The sequence below is a fragment of the Odoribacter sp. N15.MGS-14 genome (genome assembly GCF_000980245.1).
Classification (GTDB): domain Bacteria; phylum Bacteroidota; class Bacteroidia; order Bacteroidales; family Marinifilaceae; genus Odoribacter; species Odoribacter splanchnicus.
In genome coordinates this window covers 34,454-55,167 of the sequence record NZ_LARE01000011.1, presented here as the reverse complement: position 1 = coordinate 55,167, position 20,714 = coordinate 34,454, and the positions used below count along the sequence as shown (strand labels likewise).

15 protein-coding genes and 1 tRNA gene are annotated in these 20,714 nt (G+C 40.6%); 4 read left to right on the top strand and 12 right to left on the bottom strand.

Annotation, left to right across the window (positions count from 1 at the left end; all coding sequences use genetic code 11):
* Positions 1 to 5 precede the first annotated feature (5 nt).
* The 6 genes from WS34_RS03895 to argR form a co-directional block, all read right to left on the bottom strand.
* Positions 6 to 1,730 carry a tetratricopeptide repeat protein gene (locus WS34_RS03895; protein WP_013612909.1) on the bottom strand — a complete coding sequence of 575 codons (1,725 nt, stop codon included), beginning with the start codon at positions 1,728 to 1,730 and terminating at the stop codon, positions 6 to 8.
* Positions 1,731 to 1,755: 25 nt separating this feature from the next.
* Entirely contained in the window at positions 1,756 to 2,190 is a 435-nt protein-coding gene (dut, locus tag WS34_RS03890) for a dUTP diphosphatase (protein WP_013612910.1), read from the bottom strand.
* A 588-nt stretch (positions 2,191 to 2,778) separates the two neighbouring features.
* Entirely contained in the window at positions 2,779 to 3,264 is a 486-nt protein-coding gene (gene rfaE2, locus WS34_RS03885; protein ID WP_013612911.1) for a D-glycero-beta-D-manno-heptose 1-phosphate adenylyltransferase, read from the bottom strand.
* A 34-nt stretch (positions 3,265 to 3,298) separates the two neighbouring features.
* A complete protein-coding gene (panD, locus tag WS34_RS03880; RefSeq protein ID WP_013612912.1) occupies positions 3,299 to 3,649 on the bottom strand; it encodes an aspartate 1-decarboxylase in 351 nt (116 codons plus the stop codon).
* A 27-nt stretch (positions 3,650 to 3,676) separates the two neighbouring features.
* Entirely contained in the window at positions 3,677 to 4,516 is an 840-nt protein-coding gene (gene panC, locus WS34_RS03875; protein WP_046403264.1) for a pantoate--beta-alanine ligase, read from the bottom strand.
* A gap of 251 nt (positions 4,517 to 4,767) precedes the next feature.
* The gene (argR, locus tag WS34_RS03870) at positions 4,768 to 5,247 is read right to left on the bottom strand and encodes an arginine repressor (protein ID WP_013612914.1); all 480 of its coding nucleotides are present in this window, start codon (positions 5,245 to 5,247) and stop codon (positions 4,768 to 4,770) included.
* Between the two features lie 188 nt (positions 5,248 to 5,435).
* On the opposite strand from argR, the gene carA reads away from it, so the two are divergent.
* The 4 genes from carA (at position 5,436) to radA (ending at position 14,227) form a co-directional block, all read left to right on the top strand.
* On the top strand, positions 5,436 to 6,518 hold the full coding sequence (gene carA, locus WS34_RS03865; RefSeq protein WP_013612915.1) for a glutamine-hydrolyzing carbamoyl-phosphate synthase small subunit: 1,083 nt from the start codon (positions 5,436 to 5,438) through the stop codon (positions 6,516 to 6,518).
* Positions 6,519 to 6,555: 37 nt separating this feature from the next.
* A complete protein-coding gene (gene carB / locus WS34_RS03860; protein ID WP_046403261.1) occupies positions 6,556 to 9,771 on the top strand; it encodes a carbamoyl-phosphate synthase (glutamine-hydrolyzing) large subunit in 3,216 nt (1,071 codons plus the stop codon).
* A 740-nt stretch (positions 9,772 to 10,511) separates the two neighbouring features.
* Positions 10,512 to 12,848 carry a transglycosylase domain-containing protein gene (locus tag WS34_RS03850; RefSeq protein WP_022161374.1) on the top strand — a complete coding sequence of 779 codons (2,337 nt, stop codon included), beginning with the start codon at positions 10,512 to 10,514 and terminating at the stop codon, positions 12,846 to 12,848.
* A gap of 17 nt (positions 12,849 to 12,865) precedes the next feature.
* On the top strand, positions 12,866 to 14,227 hold the full coding sequence (gene radA, locus WS34_RS03845) for a DNA repair protein RadA (RefSeq protein ID WP_022161373.1): 1,362 nt from the start codon (positions 12,866 to 12,868) through the stop codon (positions 14,225 to 14,227).
* Between the two features lie 152 nt (positions 14,228 to 14,379).
* Here the strand turns inward: radA and WS34_RS03840 are convergent, their stop codons facing one another.
* From WS34_RS03840 to WS34_RS03815, 6 genes are all read right to left on the bottom strand, one after another.
* On the bottom strand, positions 14,380 to 16,395 hold the full coding sequence (locus tag WS34_RS03840) for a leucine-rich repeat protein (protein WP_046403259.1): 2,016 nt from the start codon (positions 16,393 to 16,395) through the stop codon (positions 14,380 to 14,382).
* Positions 16,396 to 16,407: 12 nt separating this feature from the next.
* The gene (locus tag WS34_RS03835) at positions 16,408 to 17,715 is read right to left on the bottom strand and encodes an outer membrane beta-barrel protein (protein WP_046403256.1); all 1,308 of its coding nucleotides are present in this window, start codon (positions 17,713 to 17,715) and stop codon (positions 16,408 to 16,410) included.
* A gap of 330 nt (positions 17,716 to 18,045) precedes the next feature.
* Positions 18,046 to 18,711, bottom strand: coding sequence for a recombinase family protein (locus tag WS34_RS03830; RefSeq protein ID WP_022159809.1), 666 nt, complete (start codon positions 18,709 to 18,711; stop codon positions 18,046 to 18,048).
* Positions 18,712 to 18,960: 249 nt separating this feature from the next.
* A tRNA-Lys gene (locus WS34_RS03825) sits at positions 18,961 to 19,033 on the bottom strand.
* A gap of 83 nt (positions 19,034 to 19,116) precedes the next feature.
* Complete coding sequence (locus WS34_RS03820) at positions 19,117 to 19,836, bottom strand: YebC/PmpR family DNA-binding transcriptional regulator (RefSeq protein ID WP_046403253.1); 720 nt, start codon at positions 19,834 to 19,836, stop codon at positions 19,117 to 19,119.
* Between the two features lie 99 nt (positions 19,837 to 19,935).
* Positions 19,936 to 20,616: a leucine-rich repeat domain-containing protein gene (locus tag WS34_RS03815; protein WP_046403251.1), complete on the bottom strand. Its 681-nt coding sequence runs from the start codon at positions 20,614 to 20,616 to the stop codon at positions 19,936 to 19,938.
* Positions 20,617 to 20,714: the final 98 nt, after the last annotated feature.

The window sequence follows — 20,714 nt, the reverse complement described above, 5'->3', positions numbered from 1 at the left end:
GTCTTTTAATCGGATAATTTACCGGATTGTATCTTATCATTCAATTCTTCCGAAACCCCACCTCCCATTTCAGCTGCTTTTTTCCACATCTTCAAAGCTTCCTGGTGTTCTCCACTCCGATATAGGATATCACCATAATGTTCATAAAGCACACCGGAAGGATCCTTATCCTTTTCTATAGCTAATTTAATATAATACCTGGCTTGAGAATATTCTCCCCGTTTATACAACACCCAGGCATAAGTATCCAGGTAAGTTGCATTATCGGACTCCATAGCGACAGCCTGTGAACTCATTTTTTCCGCTAAAGCCAGTCTTTCATTCCGCAAAGAGAGATAATAAGCATAATTATTCAATACCAATATATCGTTCGGATTAATTTTCAATACTTCGTCGAACATCTTGAATGCCCTCTCCACGCTATCCAAATTGTAATAACAATCAGCTAAATAAGAATAAAACTGGGATCTTAATTCGGGCTTATCGTCTGTCAACTCAACGCCTTTTTCGAACAAAGGCAAAGCTTCGGCGAATTGTTTTTGCATCATCAAAGCGATTCCCGATAAAGCATAGGGTAAAGGTTGTTCCGGAAAATACTTTATAGCTTCTATTCCATGCCGATACATACAAGTGGTATCTCCCATCTCGTTACACATCAGCAGCAATTCTTCCCAAATCAAATAATTATTTTTGTCCTTCGAAAGAATATACTCCAATTCATTCCGTGCTTCAGCCAATTTATGATCTTTTTTCAGAAAATCCGAATGTAAAGCCCTTACCGACAAATCGTCGCTATATTTTTGCATCAATAGATTCATATAATTATCCAACTGACTATCGCTTGTCAATGTCGTATCAGGATTCAGAATCAACTTCAGAATATATTGTATTTTATATCCATTCTCGATTTTATCACTGACTAAAGCTTCTTTCGTATGTCTATCGGCTTCTTTCAATTCTTTCTTACTCCGATAATAATCAGCCAAATAGAAATGAACAAAACCGTTATCAGGCTCGGCCTTCAATATACGATCCAGAATTTGTAATCCTTTTTTATCCTGATTATAATTGAAATAAAGTTCAGCTAATAAACTAAGGTATTCGCTCTTATCCGGGAACTTCCGAATCAACTTTAATAATTCGTTGGATGCTTTCTTAACATCATCGAGTTTAGTATACAACTTAATTTTTTCGATAGATACAGGTTCGGTTATGCCGTTCTGTTGTTCATAACGGTCGAATACCTCGATCGCTTTCTGCCATTTCTCGACAGAGATATATAACTCCGCTTCGATCAAATAAAATTCTTCTTTATTCGGATATTTAGCAATGATATCGGCATATACATTACAAGCCTCTTCGATCATTGCTTTCTTTTGCAAAATATTGGCTAACAATATTTTATACCACATATTATCCGGATTTCCGGCCACAGCTTCACGAGCTAACTGCAAAGCACCGTTATAATCTTCACCTGCAGTCAAAATACCGGCTATTTCATATTTTGCAACTGAACTGGAAGGAAGAATTTTAAGGCAATTATCGAACCATCCGATAGCAGCCTGATAATCCCCGGTAATTTTACTCCTGACCCCTTCCATAAAAGAATAGTCAAATTCTAATCTGGTTTTCTCATCTAGCTCCTGTATGTTCTCCGTTTTCTTTTTTTTATCGGCAAAAGCAGGTAAAATAAAAAGAAAACAAAGCATGAAAGCAATCCATCTTACCATATTTTTCTATTCTTTAATTTTATAATTATTTTTTTCCTGTATGACCGAATCCTCCGTCTCCCCGTTCGCTGTCCGATAGTTCATTTACTTCTATCCATTCGGCTTGTTCTACCTTGTTAATGACCATCTGACAAATTCTTTCTCCGTCTTCGATCGTAATCATATTATTAGAGAGATTCACCACGATAACTCCTAATTCACCACGATAATCGGCATCTAAAGTTCCCGGACTGTTCAATAGTCCTAAACCTTCATTTAAAGCCAACCCGCTACGGGGACGGATTTGTGCTTCATATCCCTCGGGTAATTCGATAAATAAACCTGTTGGGATCAATTTTCTTTCCAAAGGTTTCAACGTGACGATTTCTTCCAGATTAGCCCTAATATCCATACCAGCCGAAGCTTTTGTTTTATATTCAGGTAGCGGATGTTTTGAACGATTTACAATTTTGATTTCCATTTATCTTATATTATTCCTATTTTAATACAATCTTCAAACTTACTACTTTTTATTTTTCAAAGGAAATAGCTTTCCATAAAAATTTGAATAAAGTGTTTTGCAAAGTTACACAAAGACGTTTTTCAACAATCATATATTCATTATTATATTTTTATTCTTTTATAAAAAAAATGATGATTATAATAGACTGTTAGTTGTCTTCAAAAATGTTGATCGATTTATTTGATTTTATCGTTCTTAAAAATTGGAACTGTGTTTCTAACATGATATTGTAATATAATATGTTTTTATTCAATAATTTATATGAGTTATTAACAATTGTCAGTAACCTATTTCACAGAAAAAAAATAGATTTTGAACTGTGGAAAACTGTTAGTAATTTGTATAAATGTTTTGAGATAAAAATGAATTCTTTTCTTGGTTATTCGGGTGAAATATCAAATAAGAGTTGAAAACGAGATATCCAAATAAAGATATGAGTTTCTTTAAGTAGTTTTCAACAGCCGATTAATAACTTTTCAACAATATTTTTCTAAGCAACAATCTCCGGGAATTGATTCGATCAGAAAATATAATTACGCTGATCAATTATAGCTTTTGCAGAATAGAAGTGGTAGAAAAACCGGGAGTAAGATCTATTGTTATAATTTCCCCTCCTTTTGCTTTTACGATGTCGTAACCTACAATTTCTTCGGGTTTATAATCACTTCCTTTTACTAAAATATCGGGTTGAATAAACCGGATCAGTTCCAGAGGAGTATCTTCGTCGAAGAAAATAATTTTGTCTGTAAAAAGAAGTGAAGCAAGTAAGAGAGCCCGGGCTTCCTGGTTATTGACAGGACGTTTATCACCTTTTAATCTTTTGACCGACGCATCGGTATTCAATCCTATAACTAATTTTTGGCCAAGACCGGCAGCTTGGGCGAGATATTCGATATGTCCCCGGTGCAGAATATCGAAACAACCATTCGTGAAAACAATTTTTTCTTCTTTAAATCTCCATTGACTCAAAGTATGGATCAGAGTTTCTTTTTCTCTGACAATTTTATTTTCTATGAATGATAAGTAATTCATTTACAATTATTTTAATCTGGGATTTATTCCCAGATCATATCAATCGATTGGTATTGGTGTCCGGAAATACCAAGGTTGGCGTATGTTTTTTAGCTTCTTCGAAGTCCATCGATGCATAGGAAATAATGATGACCACATCTCCTACTGCACATTTCCGGGCCGCCGGGCCGTTCAGACATACGACACCTGAGTTTCTTTCGCCTTTAATGACATAAGTTTCTAATCTTTCTCCGTTGTTTACATTGACGATCTGAACTTTTTCATTCTCGATAATATTAGCGGCTTCCATTAAAGCTACATCAATCGTTATGCTACCTACATATTGAAGGTTAGCTTCAGTGACGGTTGCTTTGTGGATTTTAGATTTGACTACTTCTATAAACATGATGATAATTTTAAAATGGATTTAAAATTAGAATACAATGTTATCTATCAGTCGGATTTTTCCGGCATATACAGCTACACAAGCTACTTTAGTTCCTTCTTCTGACCAGTTTTCCACAACTTTTAGAGTGGTATCGCCGACAATTTCGACATACTCTGTTTCCAGGTATGGATTATTGTTGATTTCGTCAGCAATCCATTTTTTCAATTCACTGACATTCATTTGTGAAGCTAAGTTACGAGCTTTTTTTAAAGTAGCGTATATGTGAGGAGCATTTTTTTTGTATTCTTCATCGAGCAATGTGTTACGTGAACTTTTGGCTAGTCCATTTTCTTCCCGGATAATCGGACACGGAATGATTTCGATGTTGTATTTTAATTGTTTCACCATATTTTTGATAATAGCGATTTGCTGGAAATCTTTCATTCCGAAGAATGCTTTATCGGGTTGAACAATATCGAATAAACGACTCACTACCTGACCTACTCCATTGAAGTGACCCGGTCTTTTCGCTCCTTCCATCACTGTTTCTATATATCCGAAATCGAATTTTCGGGTATCCGGTTCCGGATAAATTTCTTCAACAGAAGGTGCGAATGCGATATCACAATCTACTGTTTTCAGTAATTCGATATCTTTGTCCAGTGTTCGGGGATATCTTTTCAGATCTTCCTGGTCATTGAATTGTGTTGGGTTGACAAATATACTGACTACAGTGATATCACTATTGTGTTTACTTTCTTTTACGAGGGATAAATGTCCTTCATGTAAAGCTCCCATTGTGGGAACAAATCCGATTTTTTTCCCTTCTTTACGGAGATTTTCCAGAAGGCTAATTAGTTCATTTTTAGTGTTTAAAACTTGCATGATACTTCGTTAAAAATACGGGATGCAAGTTTACGAACTATTTTTATAATTAGGAAATGAACTAGCTTAAATTATTTTATTAAGGTTTAAGGAAAAAAAGAAATCTGTTATTTCCGGACTTATCTAATGTATTGAGAGTTAAAACGGATAAAACATTCGATTGTACAGCATACTATAGAGTTTATAAAGTTTATAAAAGTATAGAGATGTCCTTCGGACAGGGTTTATGGAACTTTTTATTCAGAAAATATTTATTTATATAAGGTATGGATAGCCGGATGGACGGAAGTCAATGCTTCGATTAATTCGCTTCGGCTGACTCCTTCGCGCATAACGATAAAAATAGTATCGTCTCCTGCAATAGTTCCCAGAATTTCAAAGTAATTTTCACTGTCTATGAGGACGGTTACTGCATTGGCATATCCGGGCAAAGTTTTGATAACAGCCATATTGCCCGAAAAATCGATACTTAGTATGGTGTCGGTGATAATAGCCGAAACTTTTTCTTCCCGTTGTTCATTTTGAATACTTTCAGGAATTACATAAATATACCCTTTTTCTTTATGCGGGATTTTGGCAACTTTCATAAATTTCAAATCCCGGGATAAAGTGCTTTGGGTAGCTTCGACGTTCATTTCTTTCAAACGGAACAATAATTCTTCTTGTGAAGAAATGAGTTCCGATTCGATCAGTTTGCGTATAGTTAAAAGTCTTTTGGTTTTATTTCTCATAAATGATATCGTTAAATAATGGTCATAAGGCAAAGATAGAGATTAAATTCAGAATTTGAAATGATATCGATTTTGAATATATGGATATAAATGCATGAAAAATGCATAAATATTCTTGTGGTGATATGAAAGTTTTTTTACCTTTGCGCCAATTTGGACGTTTGATAAATTAGTTCATTTAAATAGATATGCAAAATTTAAAGAAAGCACGTTTAGTTCTGCAGGACGGAACTGTTTATGAAGGAACTTCATTCGGATATGAGAAGTCGGTTTCCGGTGAAGTGGTGTTCTACACGGCGATGACCGGTTATCCGGAAAGTTTGACGGATCCCTCCTACAAAGGTCAGATTTTGGTTCCTACCTATCCTATGATCGGTAATTACGGAGTTCCGGTGGATGATGAGGAAAACGGGGTTTCAAAATTTTTCGAATCGGATAAGATTCATTGTACAGCGATTATCATTTCCGATTATTCATTTGCATATAGTCATTGGAATTCGCAAAAAAGTCTCGGACAGTGGTTGAAAGAACAACAGGTACCGGGACTTTTTGGTATAGATACGCGGGCATTGACAAAGAAATTGCGTGAACATGGAGCCATGTTGGGAAGAATAGAATTCGATAATATTTCGATTCCCTTTTATGATCCCAATGAACATAACATTGTGGCCGAAGTTTCTACAAAGGAAGTTGTGGAGTACGGACACGGAAAATATAAAGTGATTTTAGTGGATTGTGGGGTGAAGTATAACATTATTCGTTGTCTTTTGAAACGGGATGTGACCATTAAACGGGTTCCCTGGGATTATGATTTTACTCAGGAAGAGTGTGACGGATATTTTTTGTCCAACGGCCCCGGTGACCCTGCTAAATGTGATATAACCATCAAGCATATTAAAAAAATTTTGACCGGTGATAGACCGATTATGGGGATTTGTTTAGGCAATCAGTTGATGGCAAGAGCTGCCGGTGCTGTGACTTATAAATTAAAATACGGTCACCGCAGTCATAATCAACCGGTGATGCAGCCCGGAAGCAACCGTTGTTATATTACTTCACAAAATCATGGATTTGCTATCGATGATAAAACATTACCGATAGATTGGGAACCTCTTTTTGTGAATGTCAATGACGGTACTAACGAGGGGATACGCCACAAAACCAAACCTTTTTTCTCGGCCCAGTTCCATCCCGAAGCTTCCAGCGGGCCTGTAGATACAGAATATCTGTTCGATAAGTTTATCGAGAACATGGAAAAAGGTAATAAGTAAAACATTTCAGGTAAAACCAGCTAAGATTAAAATCGACATGAAGGAAATAAATAAAATATTATTATTGGGTTCGGGAGCATTGAAAATCGGTCAAGCCGGTGAATTCGACTATTCTGGATCCCAGGCTTTGAAAGCCATCCGTGAAGAGGGAAAATACAGTGTGCTGATTAATCCGAATATTGCTACTGTGCAGACTTCGGAAGGGGTGGCCGATAAAATTTATTATTTACCGGTTACTCCTGAATATGTAGAAGAAGTCATCAAAAAAGAACGGCCTGATGGTATTTTGCTTTCTTTCGGGGGGCAGACTGCATTGAATTGTGGTGTCGAATTGTATCAGAAAGGCATCCTTGAAAAATATGATGTGCAGGTATTGGGTACTCCTGTGCAGGCGATTATCGATACGGAGGACCGGGAGATTTTTGCCAATAAATTACGCGAAATAGATGTAAAAACCCCTCGTAGTATTGCTGCCAATAGCATGGAAGAAGCCATCGCTGCTTCGAAAGAACTCGGTTTCCCGATTATTGTACGTGCTGCCTACACTTTAGGAGGTTTGGGTTCAGGCTTTTGTTCCGATGAAGAAGAACTTCGTAAATTGGCTGCCAGTGCTTTCTCTTATTCGCCTCAGGTGTTGATCGAAGAATCTTTGAAAGGTTGGAAAGAAGTAGAATATGAAGTTGTCCGTGATCAGTACGATAACTGTATCACCGTATGCAATATGGAAAATTTCGATCCACTGGGAATTCATACCGGTGAAAGTATCGTAGTGGCTCCTTCTCAGACTTTGAGTAACAGTGAATATCATAAACTTCGGGCTATCGCTATCAAGATTATTCGTCACATCGGAATTGTCGGAGAATGTAATGTTCAGTATACCCTGGATCCGAACTCTGAAGATTACCGGGTGATCGAGGTGAATGCCCGTTTGTCCCGTTCCAGTGCTTTGGCCTCGAAAGCGACGGGTTATCCCCTGGCTTTCGTGGCTGCCAAATTAGGATTGGGATACGGTTTACATGAGATTAAAAATTCTGTTACAAAAGTGACTACCGCTTGTTTCGAACCGGCTTTGGATTATGTCGTTTGTAAAATTCCGCGCTGGGATTTGAATAAGTTCGAAGGAGTATCCAAGCTGATCGGATCCTCTATGAAGAGCGTCGGAGAAATCATGGCTATCGGACGTACTTTTGAAGAAGCGATACAAAAAGGACTCCGGATGGTGGGACAAGGTATGCACGGATTTGCCGGAAATAAGATTGAAATCCCGGATATCGATGAAGAATTGGTGAATCCCACGGATAAACGGGTTTTTGCTATCGCCGAAGCTTTCGACAGAGGATACGATGTGGATAAAATACATGAGATGACACGTATCGATAAATGGTTTTTGGAGAGGTTACAAAATATCCATTATCTGAAAAATGAGCTGAATAAATATTCGACCATTACAGGAGTGAGTTCTGTTCTGCTTCGGAAAGCAAAACAAATGGGATTTTCAGATTTTCAGATCGGACGTCTGACAATCAAAGACGATCGGCTGACTGCTCATCAAAAAATGCTGGAAGTGCGTGAATATCGGAAAGGATTGGGAATTTTACCTTGTGTTAAACAGATAGATACGTTGGCCGGAGAATATCCGGCAATGACCAATTACCTGTATGTGACCTATAATGGGACGGAAAACGATATTCAGTATGAACATGACGGCCGGTCGGTCATTGTACTGGGTTCCGGAGCCTATCGGATCGGTAGTAGCGTAGAATTCGACTGGTGTGGGGTCAGTGCTTTGAATACGATCAATAAGATGGGATACCGTTCTGTGATGATTAATTATAATCCGGAGACGGTGAGTACGGATTACGATACCTGCGATCGTCTTTATTTCGACGAATTGTCTTTCGAGCGTGTGATGGATATTGTAGAGCTGGAAGAACCGAGGGGAGTGATTGTTTCTACCGGTGGACAAATTCCGAATAACCTGGCGATGCGTCTGAACGGTCAGCATGTCAATATTTTAGGTACATCGGCAGAATCTATCGACCGGGCCGAAGACCGTCAGAAATTTTCCACGATGTGTGATCATCTGGGTATCGATCAACCCCGCTGGAAAGAATTGACCAGTCTGGAGGATATTTATACGTTTGTCGATGAGGTCGGATTTCCTTTGTTGATTCGTCCTTCATATGTCCTTTCGGGAGCTGCAATGAATGTTGTATCCAATAGGGAAGAATTGGTTCATTTTCTCGAACTAGCTGCTGAAGTATCTAAAGATCATCCGGTTGTGGTGACCGAATTTATCGAACAGGCTAAAGAAGTAGAAATAGACGCCGTAGCTCAGCATGGAGAAATAAAAGCCTATGCCATTAGTGAACACGTAGAGTTTGCCGGCGTACATTCCGGAGATGCTACGATTGTCTTTCCGGCACAAAAACTATACGTGGAAACCATGCGGCGGATTAAAAGGATTGCCCGTGCTATTGCGAAAGAACTGAATATTTCCGGGCCTTTCAATATGCAATTCCTGGCCAAAGACAACGATATCAAAGTGATCGAATGTAACCTGCGTGCTTCGCGGAGTTTTCCGTTCGTATCGAAAGTTTTGAAATATAACTTTATCGAAATGGCAACCCGGATTATGTTGGGTGAACATGTAGCCGAATTGAATAAATCGGTTTTCGATTTGGATTATGTCGGAGTCAAAGCTTCTCAATTTTCGTTTGCCCGTTTGTTAAAGGCCGATCCGGTGTTAGGAGTGGATATGTCGTCTACCGGAGAGGTGGGATGTATCGGTGAAAACTATTACGAAGCTATCTTAAAGAGTATGATTTCTGTAGGTAACCGGATTCCTGAAAAGAATATTCTGATTTCTTCGGGCCCCAGCCGTTCAAAAGTGGAATTACTCAATTCTACAAAAATGCTCATTGCCAAAGGATATCATATTTTTGCAACAGCAGGCACGGCTAAGTTCTTTGAGGAAAACGGTATTCGTGTCACCATCCTTCATTGGCCCGACGAAGAGAAAGAACCGAATATTATGGACTACCTGCGGAATAAAAAAATAGATATGGTGATTAACATTCCGAAGAATCATACAAAACGGGAATTGGATAACGGTTATAAAATTCGTCGGGCTGCCGTGGATTATAATATCCCTCTGATTACCAATGCTCGTCTGGCCAGTGCTTTCATTTATGCCATCTGTAAAGTCGACCGGCAAGATATAGCGATCAAAAGCTGGGACGAGTATAAATAATTTGCGTTTGGTTTGAAAAGCTTTTATAATTCAATAAAAAAATGAATTATAAAAGCTTTTATTTTCAATAATGCAGATATATTCAGCATTTAAATCGGACTAACCACCGCTAAGATAAAGTTCTCTGATTCTTATTTTAGAATTTTACCTTGTTTTCTCAGCTTGGTTAGGAGATTCTGAATTTTATATTTTTTCTGAGTATAAGATAAGTTATCCGGTAATTTATTGAATAATAATTTGATGGTTTCTTGTTTTTTCAACGAGTAATGATTTAAAAGCAAATACAGTAATAAATCATTGCCGAGTTCTTTATTTTGTGAATATTCTATTTTTTATTCTGTTTTCTGTGCTATGGATTTTGATAAAAACAGGTTGGGTTTCCTGCCTCCGATTAGTCAAACCGATGACATTAATTTTACGGTAAGCCCGAAAACGATCGGTGATCAAACAGGACGCTGACCGTTTTTTTTTATCTGATTTTCATTATCTTTGGCACATAATAAAAACGATACTGTTTTTATTGTTGAGAATTCCTTTGGAATTGTAGAGAGAACCTTCGATTCTGTTGGGAGAAAATCCCTGGGATTTTCTGTTAAGAGTATTCATTGTCAAATTGAATACAAAAGCTGTAGGTTTCTCCTAACAGAGTTTCTGGCTTTTTCGAGAAGAACAATGTTTTCTAAACAAACCGAGAGCTTCTAAACAATAAAAGCGGTGCCGATAAATTTTGATGGAAGAGTATGTTTAAAAAATATTGGAAATTCTTTGTGATCTTTTGGTCGGTAGTGCTGGTAGGCATTATCGGAGTTTTTGTTTTCTTTTGGTTGATATCGGCCGGGAAATTAGGATTTATGCCTACATTCGAAGAATTGGAGAATCCCAATAATCGGTTTGCTTCCGAAGTTTATTTTGCCGACGGGCCTATCATGAACCGTTATTTTGAGAAGGAAAACCGGAAATATATCGAATACCGGGAAATTCCACAATCTGTGATCGATGCGTTGATCGCTACCGAAGATGTCCGTTTTTACGATCATAGCGGAGTCGATGTGAGGGGATTGTTCCGGGTAGCTAAGGGATTACTTACGGCTAATACTTCGGCTGGAGGTGGAAGTACCATCAGTCAGCAATTGGCGAAAATGCTTTTTCCCCGTGAATCCGATTTGAATGTGTTTGAATTGGCGATTCGTAAATTCCGGGAATGGGTGATTGCAGTACGTTTGGAAAAAAGCTATACGAAAGAAGAAATTCTGACCATGTATCTCAACAAATATGATTTTCTGAATCTGGCTGTAGGAATCAGCTCGGCTGCAGATATTTATTTCCAGGTTCCCTTGGATTCGTTGAAAGTCGAACAGGCGGCTATGTTGATCGGGATGGCTAAGAATTCTTCTTACTATAATCCGGTCCGTCGTCCTGAGCTCACTTTAAACCGCCGGAATGTCGTTTTATCTCAAATGTATAAATACGATAAAATCACCCGCGAAGAGTGTGATTCTTTAAAGAAGTTACCCTTGGGATTGAATTTTAAACGGGTCGATCATAAAGAAGGATTAGCAACTTATTTCCGGGAATATCTTCGTTTGTTTATGACTGCGAATAAGCCCGATAGAAAACGTTACAGAGATTTATCACAGTTCAGGCTGGATTCGATTGTCTGGGAAACCAATCCTTTGTATGGGTGGTGTAAAAAGAATGTAAAAGTAGACGGTTCGCATTATGATTTGTATTCCGATGGATTGAAAATCTATACGACCTTGGATTCCAGAATGCAGAAATATGCTGAAGAAGCTGTACGCGAGCATCTTTCTCAGGATTTGCAGCCTTTATTCGATAAAGAAAAAGTGAAAAAACTCCGTCCTCCTTTTTCTAACGACATGACACCTGCCGAGATTGAAGAGGTGCTGGACCGTTCTATCCGTCAGTCCGAGCGTTATCGGGTACTGAGTAAGCAAGGGATGAGTTTCGACGAAATCCGGAAGACGTTCGATCAACCTTTGGAAATGCAGGTATTTACCTGGAGCGGTATCCGGGATACAGTGATGACACCTTTGGATTCTATCAAACATTATAAATCATTTTTCCGCTCGGGATTTATGGTTATGCAGCCTCAGACAGGTTATATCAAAGCTTATGTCGGCGGACCGGATTACCGTTATTTTATGTACGATATGGTGAGTGCCGGAAAGCGACAGGTCGGTTCTACCATCAAACCGATCTTATATACCCTGGCTATGCAGGAAGGTCTCGGGCCTTGTGATAAAGTGCCGAATATTCCCCAAACCTTTATCCTTCCGACAGGTGAACCCTGGTCGGCACGGGGAGGTACGAAACGTCAGGGAGAAATGGTTACTTTACGTTGGGGATTGGCCAATTCGGAGAATAATATTTCGGCTTGGGTATTGAAACAATTTACTCCCGAAGCTGTTGCTCAAATGGCCCATAAGATGGGGATTACCAGTTTTATCGATCCGGTACCTTCTGTATTTTTAGGTACTGCTGAAATTACGGTAAAAGAAATGGTGGCAGCTTACTCGATTTTTGCGAATAAGGGTGTATACAATTCTCCGCTGCCTGTCTATCGGATTGAAGATAAATATGGGAATGTACTTCAGGAATTCCGTCCCGAATCCCGGGAAGTCATCACTGAGAATACGGCTTATCTGATGTGTAATTTGCTGGAAGGCGTAGTGACTGGCGGGACAGGTGTCCGTTTGCGTTATAAATATAAACTGATGAATCCGATGGGGGGAAAGACCGGTACCACCCAAAAGCATGCCGATGGTTGGTTTATGGGTGTTACTCCCGACTTGGTCGGTGGCGTTTGGGTTGGAGCAGAAGATCGTTCCATCCATTTCCAAAATCTGGCTAATGGACAGGGAGCTAGTATGGCCTTACCTATTTGGGCTAAATTTTTGCTGAAAGCTTATGCCGATCCCCGATTGAAAATGTCCGACCGTCCTTTCGACCGTCCTGCCGGAATCAATAAGCGTCTGGATTGTGATGAGACGATTTCCGAGGCAGAAGTGAAAGAAATGAATAACGGTATCCGGGAAGATGAGGAAGAATTTTATTAATCGGATTATAAGTTGATATGGTAAAGTCGAAAACAATATATGTGTGCCAGAATTGCGGGGCGAAAGAGACTAAGTGGACCGGGCGTTGTAATGTTTGCGGCGAATGGAATAGTTTTGTGGAAGAAGTCGAGGTAACTTCGAAAAGCCGGGGGAATGCAGTAATAGGTAATCCTTCCTCCAAAGCGTTGCGTTTGTCTGAGATTAAAGTGAATGCAGATGTTCGGATGGATACCGGAGATAACGAGCTGAACCGGGTATTGGGAGGAGGTATGGTTCCGGGATCGATGATTCTGTTAGGTGGTGAACCGGGTATCGGTAAATCGACTTTAGTATTGCAGTTCGCTCTTCATAACCGTTGTGGAAAAGTGTTGTATGTATCCGGTGAAGAAAGTATTTCGCAAATAAAGATGAGAGCTCAGCGTTTAGGAACCGAAAATGACGAATGTTTGTTCCTTTCCGGAAATTCTTTGGAAATGGTCTTGCAGCATGCACGTGCTATTCTGCCCGATTTATTGATTATCGATTCGATACAGACTTTAGCTACCGAAGCTGTAGACTCTATTCCCGGTAGTCTGTCTCAGATTCGTGAATGTACTAATACCTTACTTCGTTTTAGCAAAGAAAATACGATTTCTACTATATTGATCGGTCATATTACGAAAGACGGCCAATTGGCCGGTCCCAAGATACTGGAACACATGGTGGATACTGTCCTGCAATTTGAAGGTGATCAGCAATATATGTACCGTATTTTACGTTCGATGAAGAATCGGTTCGGTTCGACTTCCGAAATCGGGATTTATGAAATGTTGCAATCAGGATTGAGGCAGGTCACCAATCCTTCCGAACTACTTTTGTCCAATCATGATCAGGAATTGAGTGGAATAGCGGTTTCTGCTACTGTGGAGGGCGTGAGACCGATTTTATTGGAAGTACAGTCTTTGGTGTCGACAGCCGCTTACGGAGTTCCTCAGCGCTCTGCTACGGGCTTTGATTCGCGTCGGTTGAATATGCTATTGGCAGTGCTCGAAAAACGGGTCGGTTTTAAATTGGCTGCTAAAGATGTTTTCTTGAATATTGCCGGTGGTATCCGGGTGAGTGATCCGGCACTGGATTTAGCCGTAGTCATGGCTGTTTTGTCGTCGAATATCGATGCAGCTCTTCCGGCAGATACGGTTTTTGCCGGAGAGGTCGGGCTGTCAGGTGAGATTCGGGCTGTCAGTCGTATCGAACAGCGGATATCGGAAGCCGAAAAACTAGGTTTTAAACGAATCTTTGTGCCTTTGGGAAATAAAAAAGGATTTACCCGCAAAGCGACTCATATCGAAGTGGCATTCGTTTCCAGAATAGCGGACATCTGCCGCAGTCTGTTCGGGTGATTCGGGAAAGTTCATTGCTCACAGCGATCATCTGCCCTGAAACGGGAATAAGCGAAATGTTTTACAAAAATTGCAGATCTACCGAAGACCTGTCCTAATAAATATCCCTCGGATCAAACGATTCGAGGGATATTTATTAAATGTCATTATACCTATTGCGTAGGCATCGAGCTTATCCCATATATGACTTTCGTTATTTGGAAATTACTGGGGGCAGCCCAATAATCCGGCCAAGCTTGTCTGTATGTTTCGAGTTGTTCATCAGGAACATATATTTTATAGCTGGCATTGGTGACTGTCCAGCCGTCTGCTACGGGAAAAGCACCTTTCCCCAAGGTAGCCGGAGTCTCATCCGGACATAAGATCGTTTCCAATGCAGAACATCGATTGAATGCATTTGTACCGATTCTTTCGAGTTGTGTTCCGAGAATTACTTTTTTCAATGATGAACATTGACTGAAAGCTTTATCATCAATCACGGTAACTGCATCGGGAATTGTGATCTCTTCCAAGAGAGAACAATTTATAAAAGTATTATTAGATATTCTTTTTAGTGATTCCGGCAATTTGATATTTTGTAATTTAGAGCATTGCTCAAATGTATTGGAGGGTAATTCTTCAATATTGGCCTGAATATCGGCCGAAATCAATTCGGCGCATTTACTAAATACAGCCCTATCCAATGAGACAACACTTTTCGGTATGGTAATTCGGGTCAGTTTTGAATACCCGAAACAAGTATTTCCAATTGATTTTAAAGTATTCGGTAATTCAATTGTTTCTATGCTGCTTTGCTGAAAAGCGACACTCTCTATTGTCTCGATCCCTGAAGGTAAGACAATGCTTATTATTTGGTCTTCATAGAGGAATGCACCGTCGTTCACCCGTTCGACCGTTCCGGTATAAGCCCATTTACCCTCTTTGGTATTTTTGTCGTATGTACATTGCTCGTCAAGAAACGTGCAGTTTTTACCCCCGAAACGAGGGCCATATGCACCATTATTCCACCCAAGTTGTTGGTGTGCCGTATATTCGATATACTTCATCTGTTTGACAACCAGCTTTCGCATTATGGTGCGTTCGTCGTCTGAAACGAATACCAGTATCCCGCTTTCCGGTTCGCTGATCGCTGCCGGTTCGTCGGGAGCGGAAACAGAGATTTTCTTACCGGTTTTATCTACCGTAACCTTGTATCCGCTGTGCGAAATGCATTCGATGGAAATTTGTACGTTCAAAGGATTCGTCAATTCGTAGTTTACTACTGCTGTTGTACCTGCGCTACAGTAAACTGTCATCTCTTTCACTTTGTCGGTTCCCGAGACGAACAAAAGGTCGAATTTGTCTTTGTAGTAGGGCAGTTTTATCTGTTCGCCGTTTTCAGACAGTGTCAGAACGAGATAATCCGGATCGGAATTGTCAACATCGCTGAACATCGAATCTCCGTTCTGGCCGGGATCGCCCGTAGCCCGATCCAGTTTCGTCCATATTTGTCCCCCGTCGTAAGAGATATACCAATAACCGTCTTCCCTGATCTCCAACTTAGGGGTGATGCCGTTATCGCCTTTGTTTCCGTTATCGCCTTTGAGGGATTCCAGCCATTCTTCTTCGGTGCCCCGATAACCATTTTCGACCGCCAGTTCATAGGCCGATTTGCCGTCGTTGCCATTACTTCCGTTGAGCGATGCAAGCCATGCTTCGAGCGTGCCCCGGTAGCCTTTCTCGACTGCCAGTTCGTAGGCCGATTTGCCGGCCATACCTTGTGCCATAACCCGATCCCCACGGTCGTCCGTCAGCCATTCACCGTCGAACGTCCAATAATAGATGCCGCCATCCTGTTTGATCCCGATCACCGGCACCGTACCTTGCTGGCCGTCTTTCCCGTGGTATATCGTTACAGGACCGCTTTTGATGAAGGTGATTGTGTAGCCGATCGTTTTCCCGTTTTCTACTACCTGGGTTACACCGGTCACGTAATCGTTGCCCTGCAATGCTTCTACGATCAGTTGAAGGGAAGTTATATTGGTGTTCATCCGGCTGCACAACTCTTCGAGCGCGGTCAGACGCGAATCTATATACTCGCTCTTGTTCCATATGGCGATTTCGTCGTACTCCGTACAGGAAATCAACGACAATAAGCCAAAAATCATACAAGTTATTATCTTCTTCATGACATTTCCAGATTAAAAATTAATTCCCATTCTAACGATGAAACAGTGGTTCCTGACATGTTTGTATCCTACTTTGTGGTTGTCTTCCCCGTACATCGTGTCGGTTTTGTCGATATCGATAAGTCCTGTATGGTAATCCGCTCCGATAATGAAGCGACCGAACGCAGCATCGACCCCGCACGAAACGCCCATGTCGTGGCGTGAAAATCCACCTTCTTTTTTAAAGATGGAGATTTTTTCATCTTCAACCTCACGTTTCCCGCCTATACCGACTGCATAATATAATCCTGCGAACGGTATAAATGCGAAGTGTTTTCCTAACGCGACGGTGTAGTCGATACCCACAGGGATTTGTATGTAATTCATCGTGGTACGACTGTCGTCGAATCCGTTGACCTCGTATCCTTTGTTTATAAAGCTCACTCCTGTTCGCAGGTAGAACGGCAGTTGCCGGCTGAGCCTGACCCGGTCGGTTACGCCGATTTCGTAACCCGGTTTTGCCGATGAGGTCAGTCCGTAAGAGGTGATCCACGAGGTACAGTATCCAGCGTGTACACCGACGGTATTTGCCGGATACGAACGTACCGGCTTTACATCGACGGTTGTCGGTGTCGATGTTGCAGGATGGGCTATTTCCTTATCCGCAGGTGCTTTGGCCAGGATAGTTTGTAAAGACTCGGTGTTTTCGGCTTTGTATGATGGAGCCGTTTCAGGTTGTTTTTCGCAGTTTTTCTCTACGACATGCAGATAGAGCGTGATATTGACGCTGTTGCGCAGATCGGGAAAGAAGTGCTCCAACATATAATTATACGGTTTACCTTTCTGCAAATCCATCAACTGCTTTTTACGGCCGTCGACGATGTGTCCCTTGTCATCGTAAATCCATAGCGGAGTATGGTCGAGAATGTCCAATACTTCGTTACGTCCTGCCATGTCGGATGCTACGACTTGCTCCCGTAGCATGTTCCATGCGACACCTTCGGCGTGATGTTCGATCAGATGGGGAGGAACGTTTCCTTCGCGGACAAGATAGGCTTTCAGCTCTTCCGCCCGCCGGGCCGCCAATTGTTCGTTTGCCTGCACCGCTCCGTCGGGAGAGGCATATGAACGGATGACGATCTTTTCTACACGGTCGTTTTTTAATGTCGCGCCGATCGAATTTAAGAAATACTCCAGCTGTGACCGATTGTCCCGGAATGAAGGATCGACATTACGGTATCCGCGGCGATAATAGATTTTTATAGAATCCGCCGCTTCCTGTGCCTGCACGCTTCCAATGGTCAATGCACAGGTAAATAGAAAGAATAAGATTTTTTTCATTCGACATTCAAATATCATCGGATTAATACTTCTAACCAACGATAAACTTGGATGTTATCCTTTGTATCTATCTTGTTTAAACGTTCCTCTGAACGCCTCGGACGAATAATACATGGTATAAAACCATATAACGGCACATATGGGCAATCATAATTCTTTGATTATAAAAATATTATATATTAATCTTGTACATATACTAAAAACGATATAAATTTGTAGTTGAAAACCAACGTTTTAATCAACGTATAAACACATAAAGGAGGATAGTTATGGCGGCTTTCTGTCAAATCGAGCGGGAATCCGGTGATATACCCGAATTTCCGTCATTTCTTAAGCATTGATTTGTTTGTTTTTAAATCGACTGATTCTAAGTTGTTCTTTTTTGTCCAGCGCCTTCTGGACAGATGGGTATTTCATCCTGAATTTGGCAAATGTATCGCGCGAAAGATCGAAATGTTTGCAAATATCGCTTATGGACTTTCCCTTATTAAGCATCGCAATAACGACCTGTCGATTCTTGATCAGTACGTTCATCTTGGTATAGCTACCGTGGCGCCGTCCCAAAACCATTCCCTCCGCACGCCGTAGTGCCAACGCTTCGCGTGTACGCATAGAGATAAGGTTACGTTCGATCTCCGCCACCAGTCCGAAAGCGAAACACAGAACTTTGCTGTTGATCGTGTTGTCGAACGAGTAGCCTTCCTTGGTCGTATAAAGATTTATTCCCCTTTCCAGACATTTGCCCATAATCGCCATGATATCCGTGAGCGTCCGGCTCAGACGCGAAATTTCCGTGACGATCAGTGTGTCGTCTCGTTTAAGTCGGCGTAACAGTACGCCCAGTTTGCGGTCGCGTTCGCTCTTTTTGCCGCTGGCAACTTCTGTGACCCAATGATTGACGATGAGTTGTTTACTTTCGGCAAAACGCCTGATTTCATCCTGCTGGTTGGCCGGATGTTGTTTTTCCGTGCTGACACGTAGATAACCTATTATCATGATATTAATAATTTTAACTGAGGCAACATCACCTCGTCCGGTAAAATTAGTCGTATGCTACGGGTTTCGGGATACATTAGTGCCGGATATAAGAAATCCGGGTTATTGGTTGGCTGGAGTCATCATTATAATTCGGCCGTTTCCTGAATCGTTCCGGGACATGATTGTTAGTTAAAACAACTTGCTTAAATAGTAGAAAAACAAGCATAAAAAGAAAACCACCTACGAAAGTAGGTAGTTTATTCTCAGTGACCTCGGAGGGGCTCGAACCCTCGGCCCATTGATTAAGAGTCAATTGCTCTACCAGCTGAGCTACGAAGTCATCATTTTGTTGCATACGGATAAATTCCGTTTTGCGGGTGCAAATATGCAACAATATTTTTAATTCTGCAAGAATAAACGGAATTAATCTTCTTTGATATTGTGATAGACATTGGTCACGTCATCATCTTCATCCAGTTTATCCAGAATTTTATCGACTTCTGCTCGTTGTTCAGGGGTCAGCTCTTTCGTATCGGTAGGGATACGGGTGAATTCTCCGCTGACGATATCGTATTTATTTTCTTCCAGGTATTTTTGGATATTTCCGTAAGCATCGAACGAGCCATAGAGATTGATTACTCCATCTTCGTCTTCGAAGATTTCATCTACTCCGTAATCGATCATTTCCAATTCGAATTCATCCGGATCGAAATTTTCCGGTTTGTTGATTTTGAATACACTCTTACGGTCGAACATAAAATCGAGTGAGCCGGTCGTTCCCAGCGAACCCCCGAATTTTGTGAAGGCATGACGTACATTCGCTACGGTCCGGGTATTGTTGTCTGTAGCAGCTTCCACCACGATCGCGATACCATAAGGGGCATATCCTTCGTAAGTGATTTCCTTGTAATCGGAAGTATCTTTAGAGATTGCTCGTTTGATAGCCCGTTCTACATTTTCTTTGGGCATATTTTCAGCCTTGGCATTCTGGATCAGAATACGAAGACGGGTATTGTTTGCTGGGTCGGGGCCACCGGCTTTTACAGCAATATCGATTTCTTTTCCGATTCTGGTAAACGTACGGGCCATATTACCCCATCTTTTCAATTTGCGTGCTTTGCGGTATTCAAACGCTCTTCCCATAATATATTTTATTTAATTCCTTATTTTGGTGATATTTATGAGGTGCAAAGTTATATTATTTCAGTCAAAAAGTGAAAACTAAAAACTAAAAAGTATCCGTTAATCCCAGTTTTTTAGTTTGAGCAGATGATAATCAGAAAATTCACTGCCTGGGTTTTCCAGATAATAGATCATGGCCCGTTCCGTCCGGTGGGGTAATTGACTGAATAACAGATCTAATTTTTCTTTATTTAATGAGTTATTACACAAGTCTATATAAAGAATGTCCCTGCAATGGTTCAAACAAACCGAAGTCAGGTGATTGAACGAACAATACAAAGATTGAAGTTTAGGGCATAAAGAAAGGTCGAGGGTTTCTAAAAGATTATAGGAGGTATTCAATTGCATCAACTTTGGATTAGAACTGAGATCCAGGGTTTGTAAATTGTTGGAATTGCAATGCAACTCTTCCAATGCTGGACATGAAGAAAGATTCAGTTCCTTTAATTCATTGATCGAACAATTCAGATATTCCAAAGAAGGACAATGTTCGAGTTGTAAATCGACTAAATTTAACCGGCTGACATTCAGATTTGAAATCCGGTGGCCTGAAATTTTGATATGAAACAGTCCTTCTTGCTGATAGTGATGGATGATGTTGAAGTATTGTTTTTCTTTCAGAATCGAACTTGTTCCGTCTCCCCAGTCTATAGTCAGATCACTGGCATATATTCCTGCCTTAAAGGGGATATTTGCATAGCTGATAAAGTGGATGTGGAATTCTTCCGCACTAATATTCATTTTAATCGTAGTTTAGTTCTAAAAAAAAGCGTGTTCCGAGTGTCTGTCAGAAGGGTACCGCCAAGCACCTAAAAGCAAAACACAACAGCCCACGCTTA

Coding starts and splice junctions, on each gene's coding strand:
- panD (WP_013612912.1), bottom strand. CDS start 3,649: ATGTTTATAGAAGTAGTCAAATCTAAAATCCACAAAGCAACCGTCACT.
- WS34_RS03850 (WP_022161374.1), top strand. CDS start 10,512: ATGTTTAAAAAATATTGGAAATTCTTTGTGATCTTTTGGTCGGTAGTG.
- WS34_RS03835 (WP_046403256.1), bottom strand. CDS start 17,715: ATGAAAAAAATCTTATTCTTTCTATTTACCTGTGCATTGACCATTGGA.
- WS34_RS03840 (WP_046403259.1), bottom strand. CDS start 16,395: ATGAAGAAGATAATAACTTGTATGATTTTTGGCTTATTGTCGTTGATT.
- WS34_RS03820 (WP_046403253.1), bottom strand. CDS start 19,836: ATGGGAAGAGCGTTTGAATACCGCAAAGCACGCAAATTGAAAAGATGG.
- carB (WP_046403261.1), top strand. CDS start 6,556: ATGAAGGAAATAAATAAAATATTATTATTGGGTTCGGGAGCATTGAAA.
- WS34_RS03830 (WP_022159809.1), bottom strand. CDS start 18,711: ATGATAATAGGTTATCTACGTGTCAGCACGGAAAAACAACATCCGGCC.
- radA (WP_022161373.1), top strand. CDS start 12,866: ATGGTAAAGTCGAAAACAATATATGTGTGCCAGAATTGCGGGGCGAAA.
- WS34_RS03815 (WP_046403251.1), bottom strand. CDS start 20,616: ATGAATATTAGTGCGGAAGAATTCCACATCCACTTTATCAGCTATGCA.
- carA (WP_013612915.1), top strand. CDS start 5,436: ATGCAAAATTTAAAGAAAGCACGTTTAGTTCTGCAGGACGGAACTGTT.
- rfaE2 (WP_013612911.1), bottom strand. CDS start 3,264: ATGAATTACTTATCATTCATAGAAAATAAAATTGTCAGAGAAAAAGAA.
- WS34_RS03895 (WP_013612909.1), bottom strand. CDS start 1,730: ATGGTAAGATGGATTGCTTTCATGCTTTGTTTTCTTTTTATTTTACCT.
- argR (WP_013612914.1), bottom strand. CDS start 5,247: ATGAGAAATAAAACCAAAAGACTTTTAACTATACGCAAACTGATCGAA.
- dut (WP_013612910.1), bottom strand. CDS start 2,190: ATGGAAATCAAAATTGTAAATCGTTCAAAACATCCGCTACCTGAATAT.
- panC (WP_046403264.1), bottom strand. CDS start 4,516: ATGCAAGTTTTAAACACTAAAAATGAACTAATTAGCCTTCTGGAAAAT.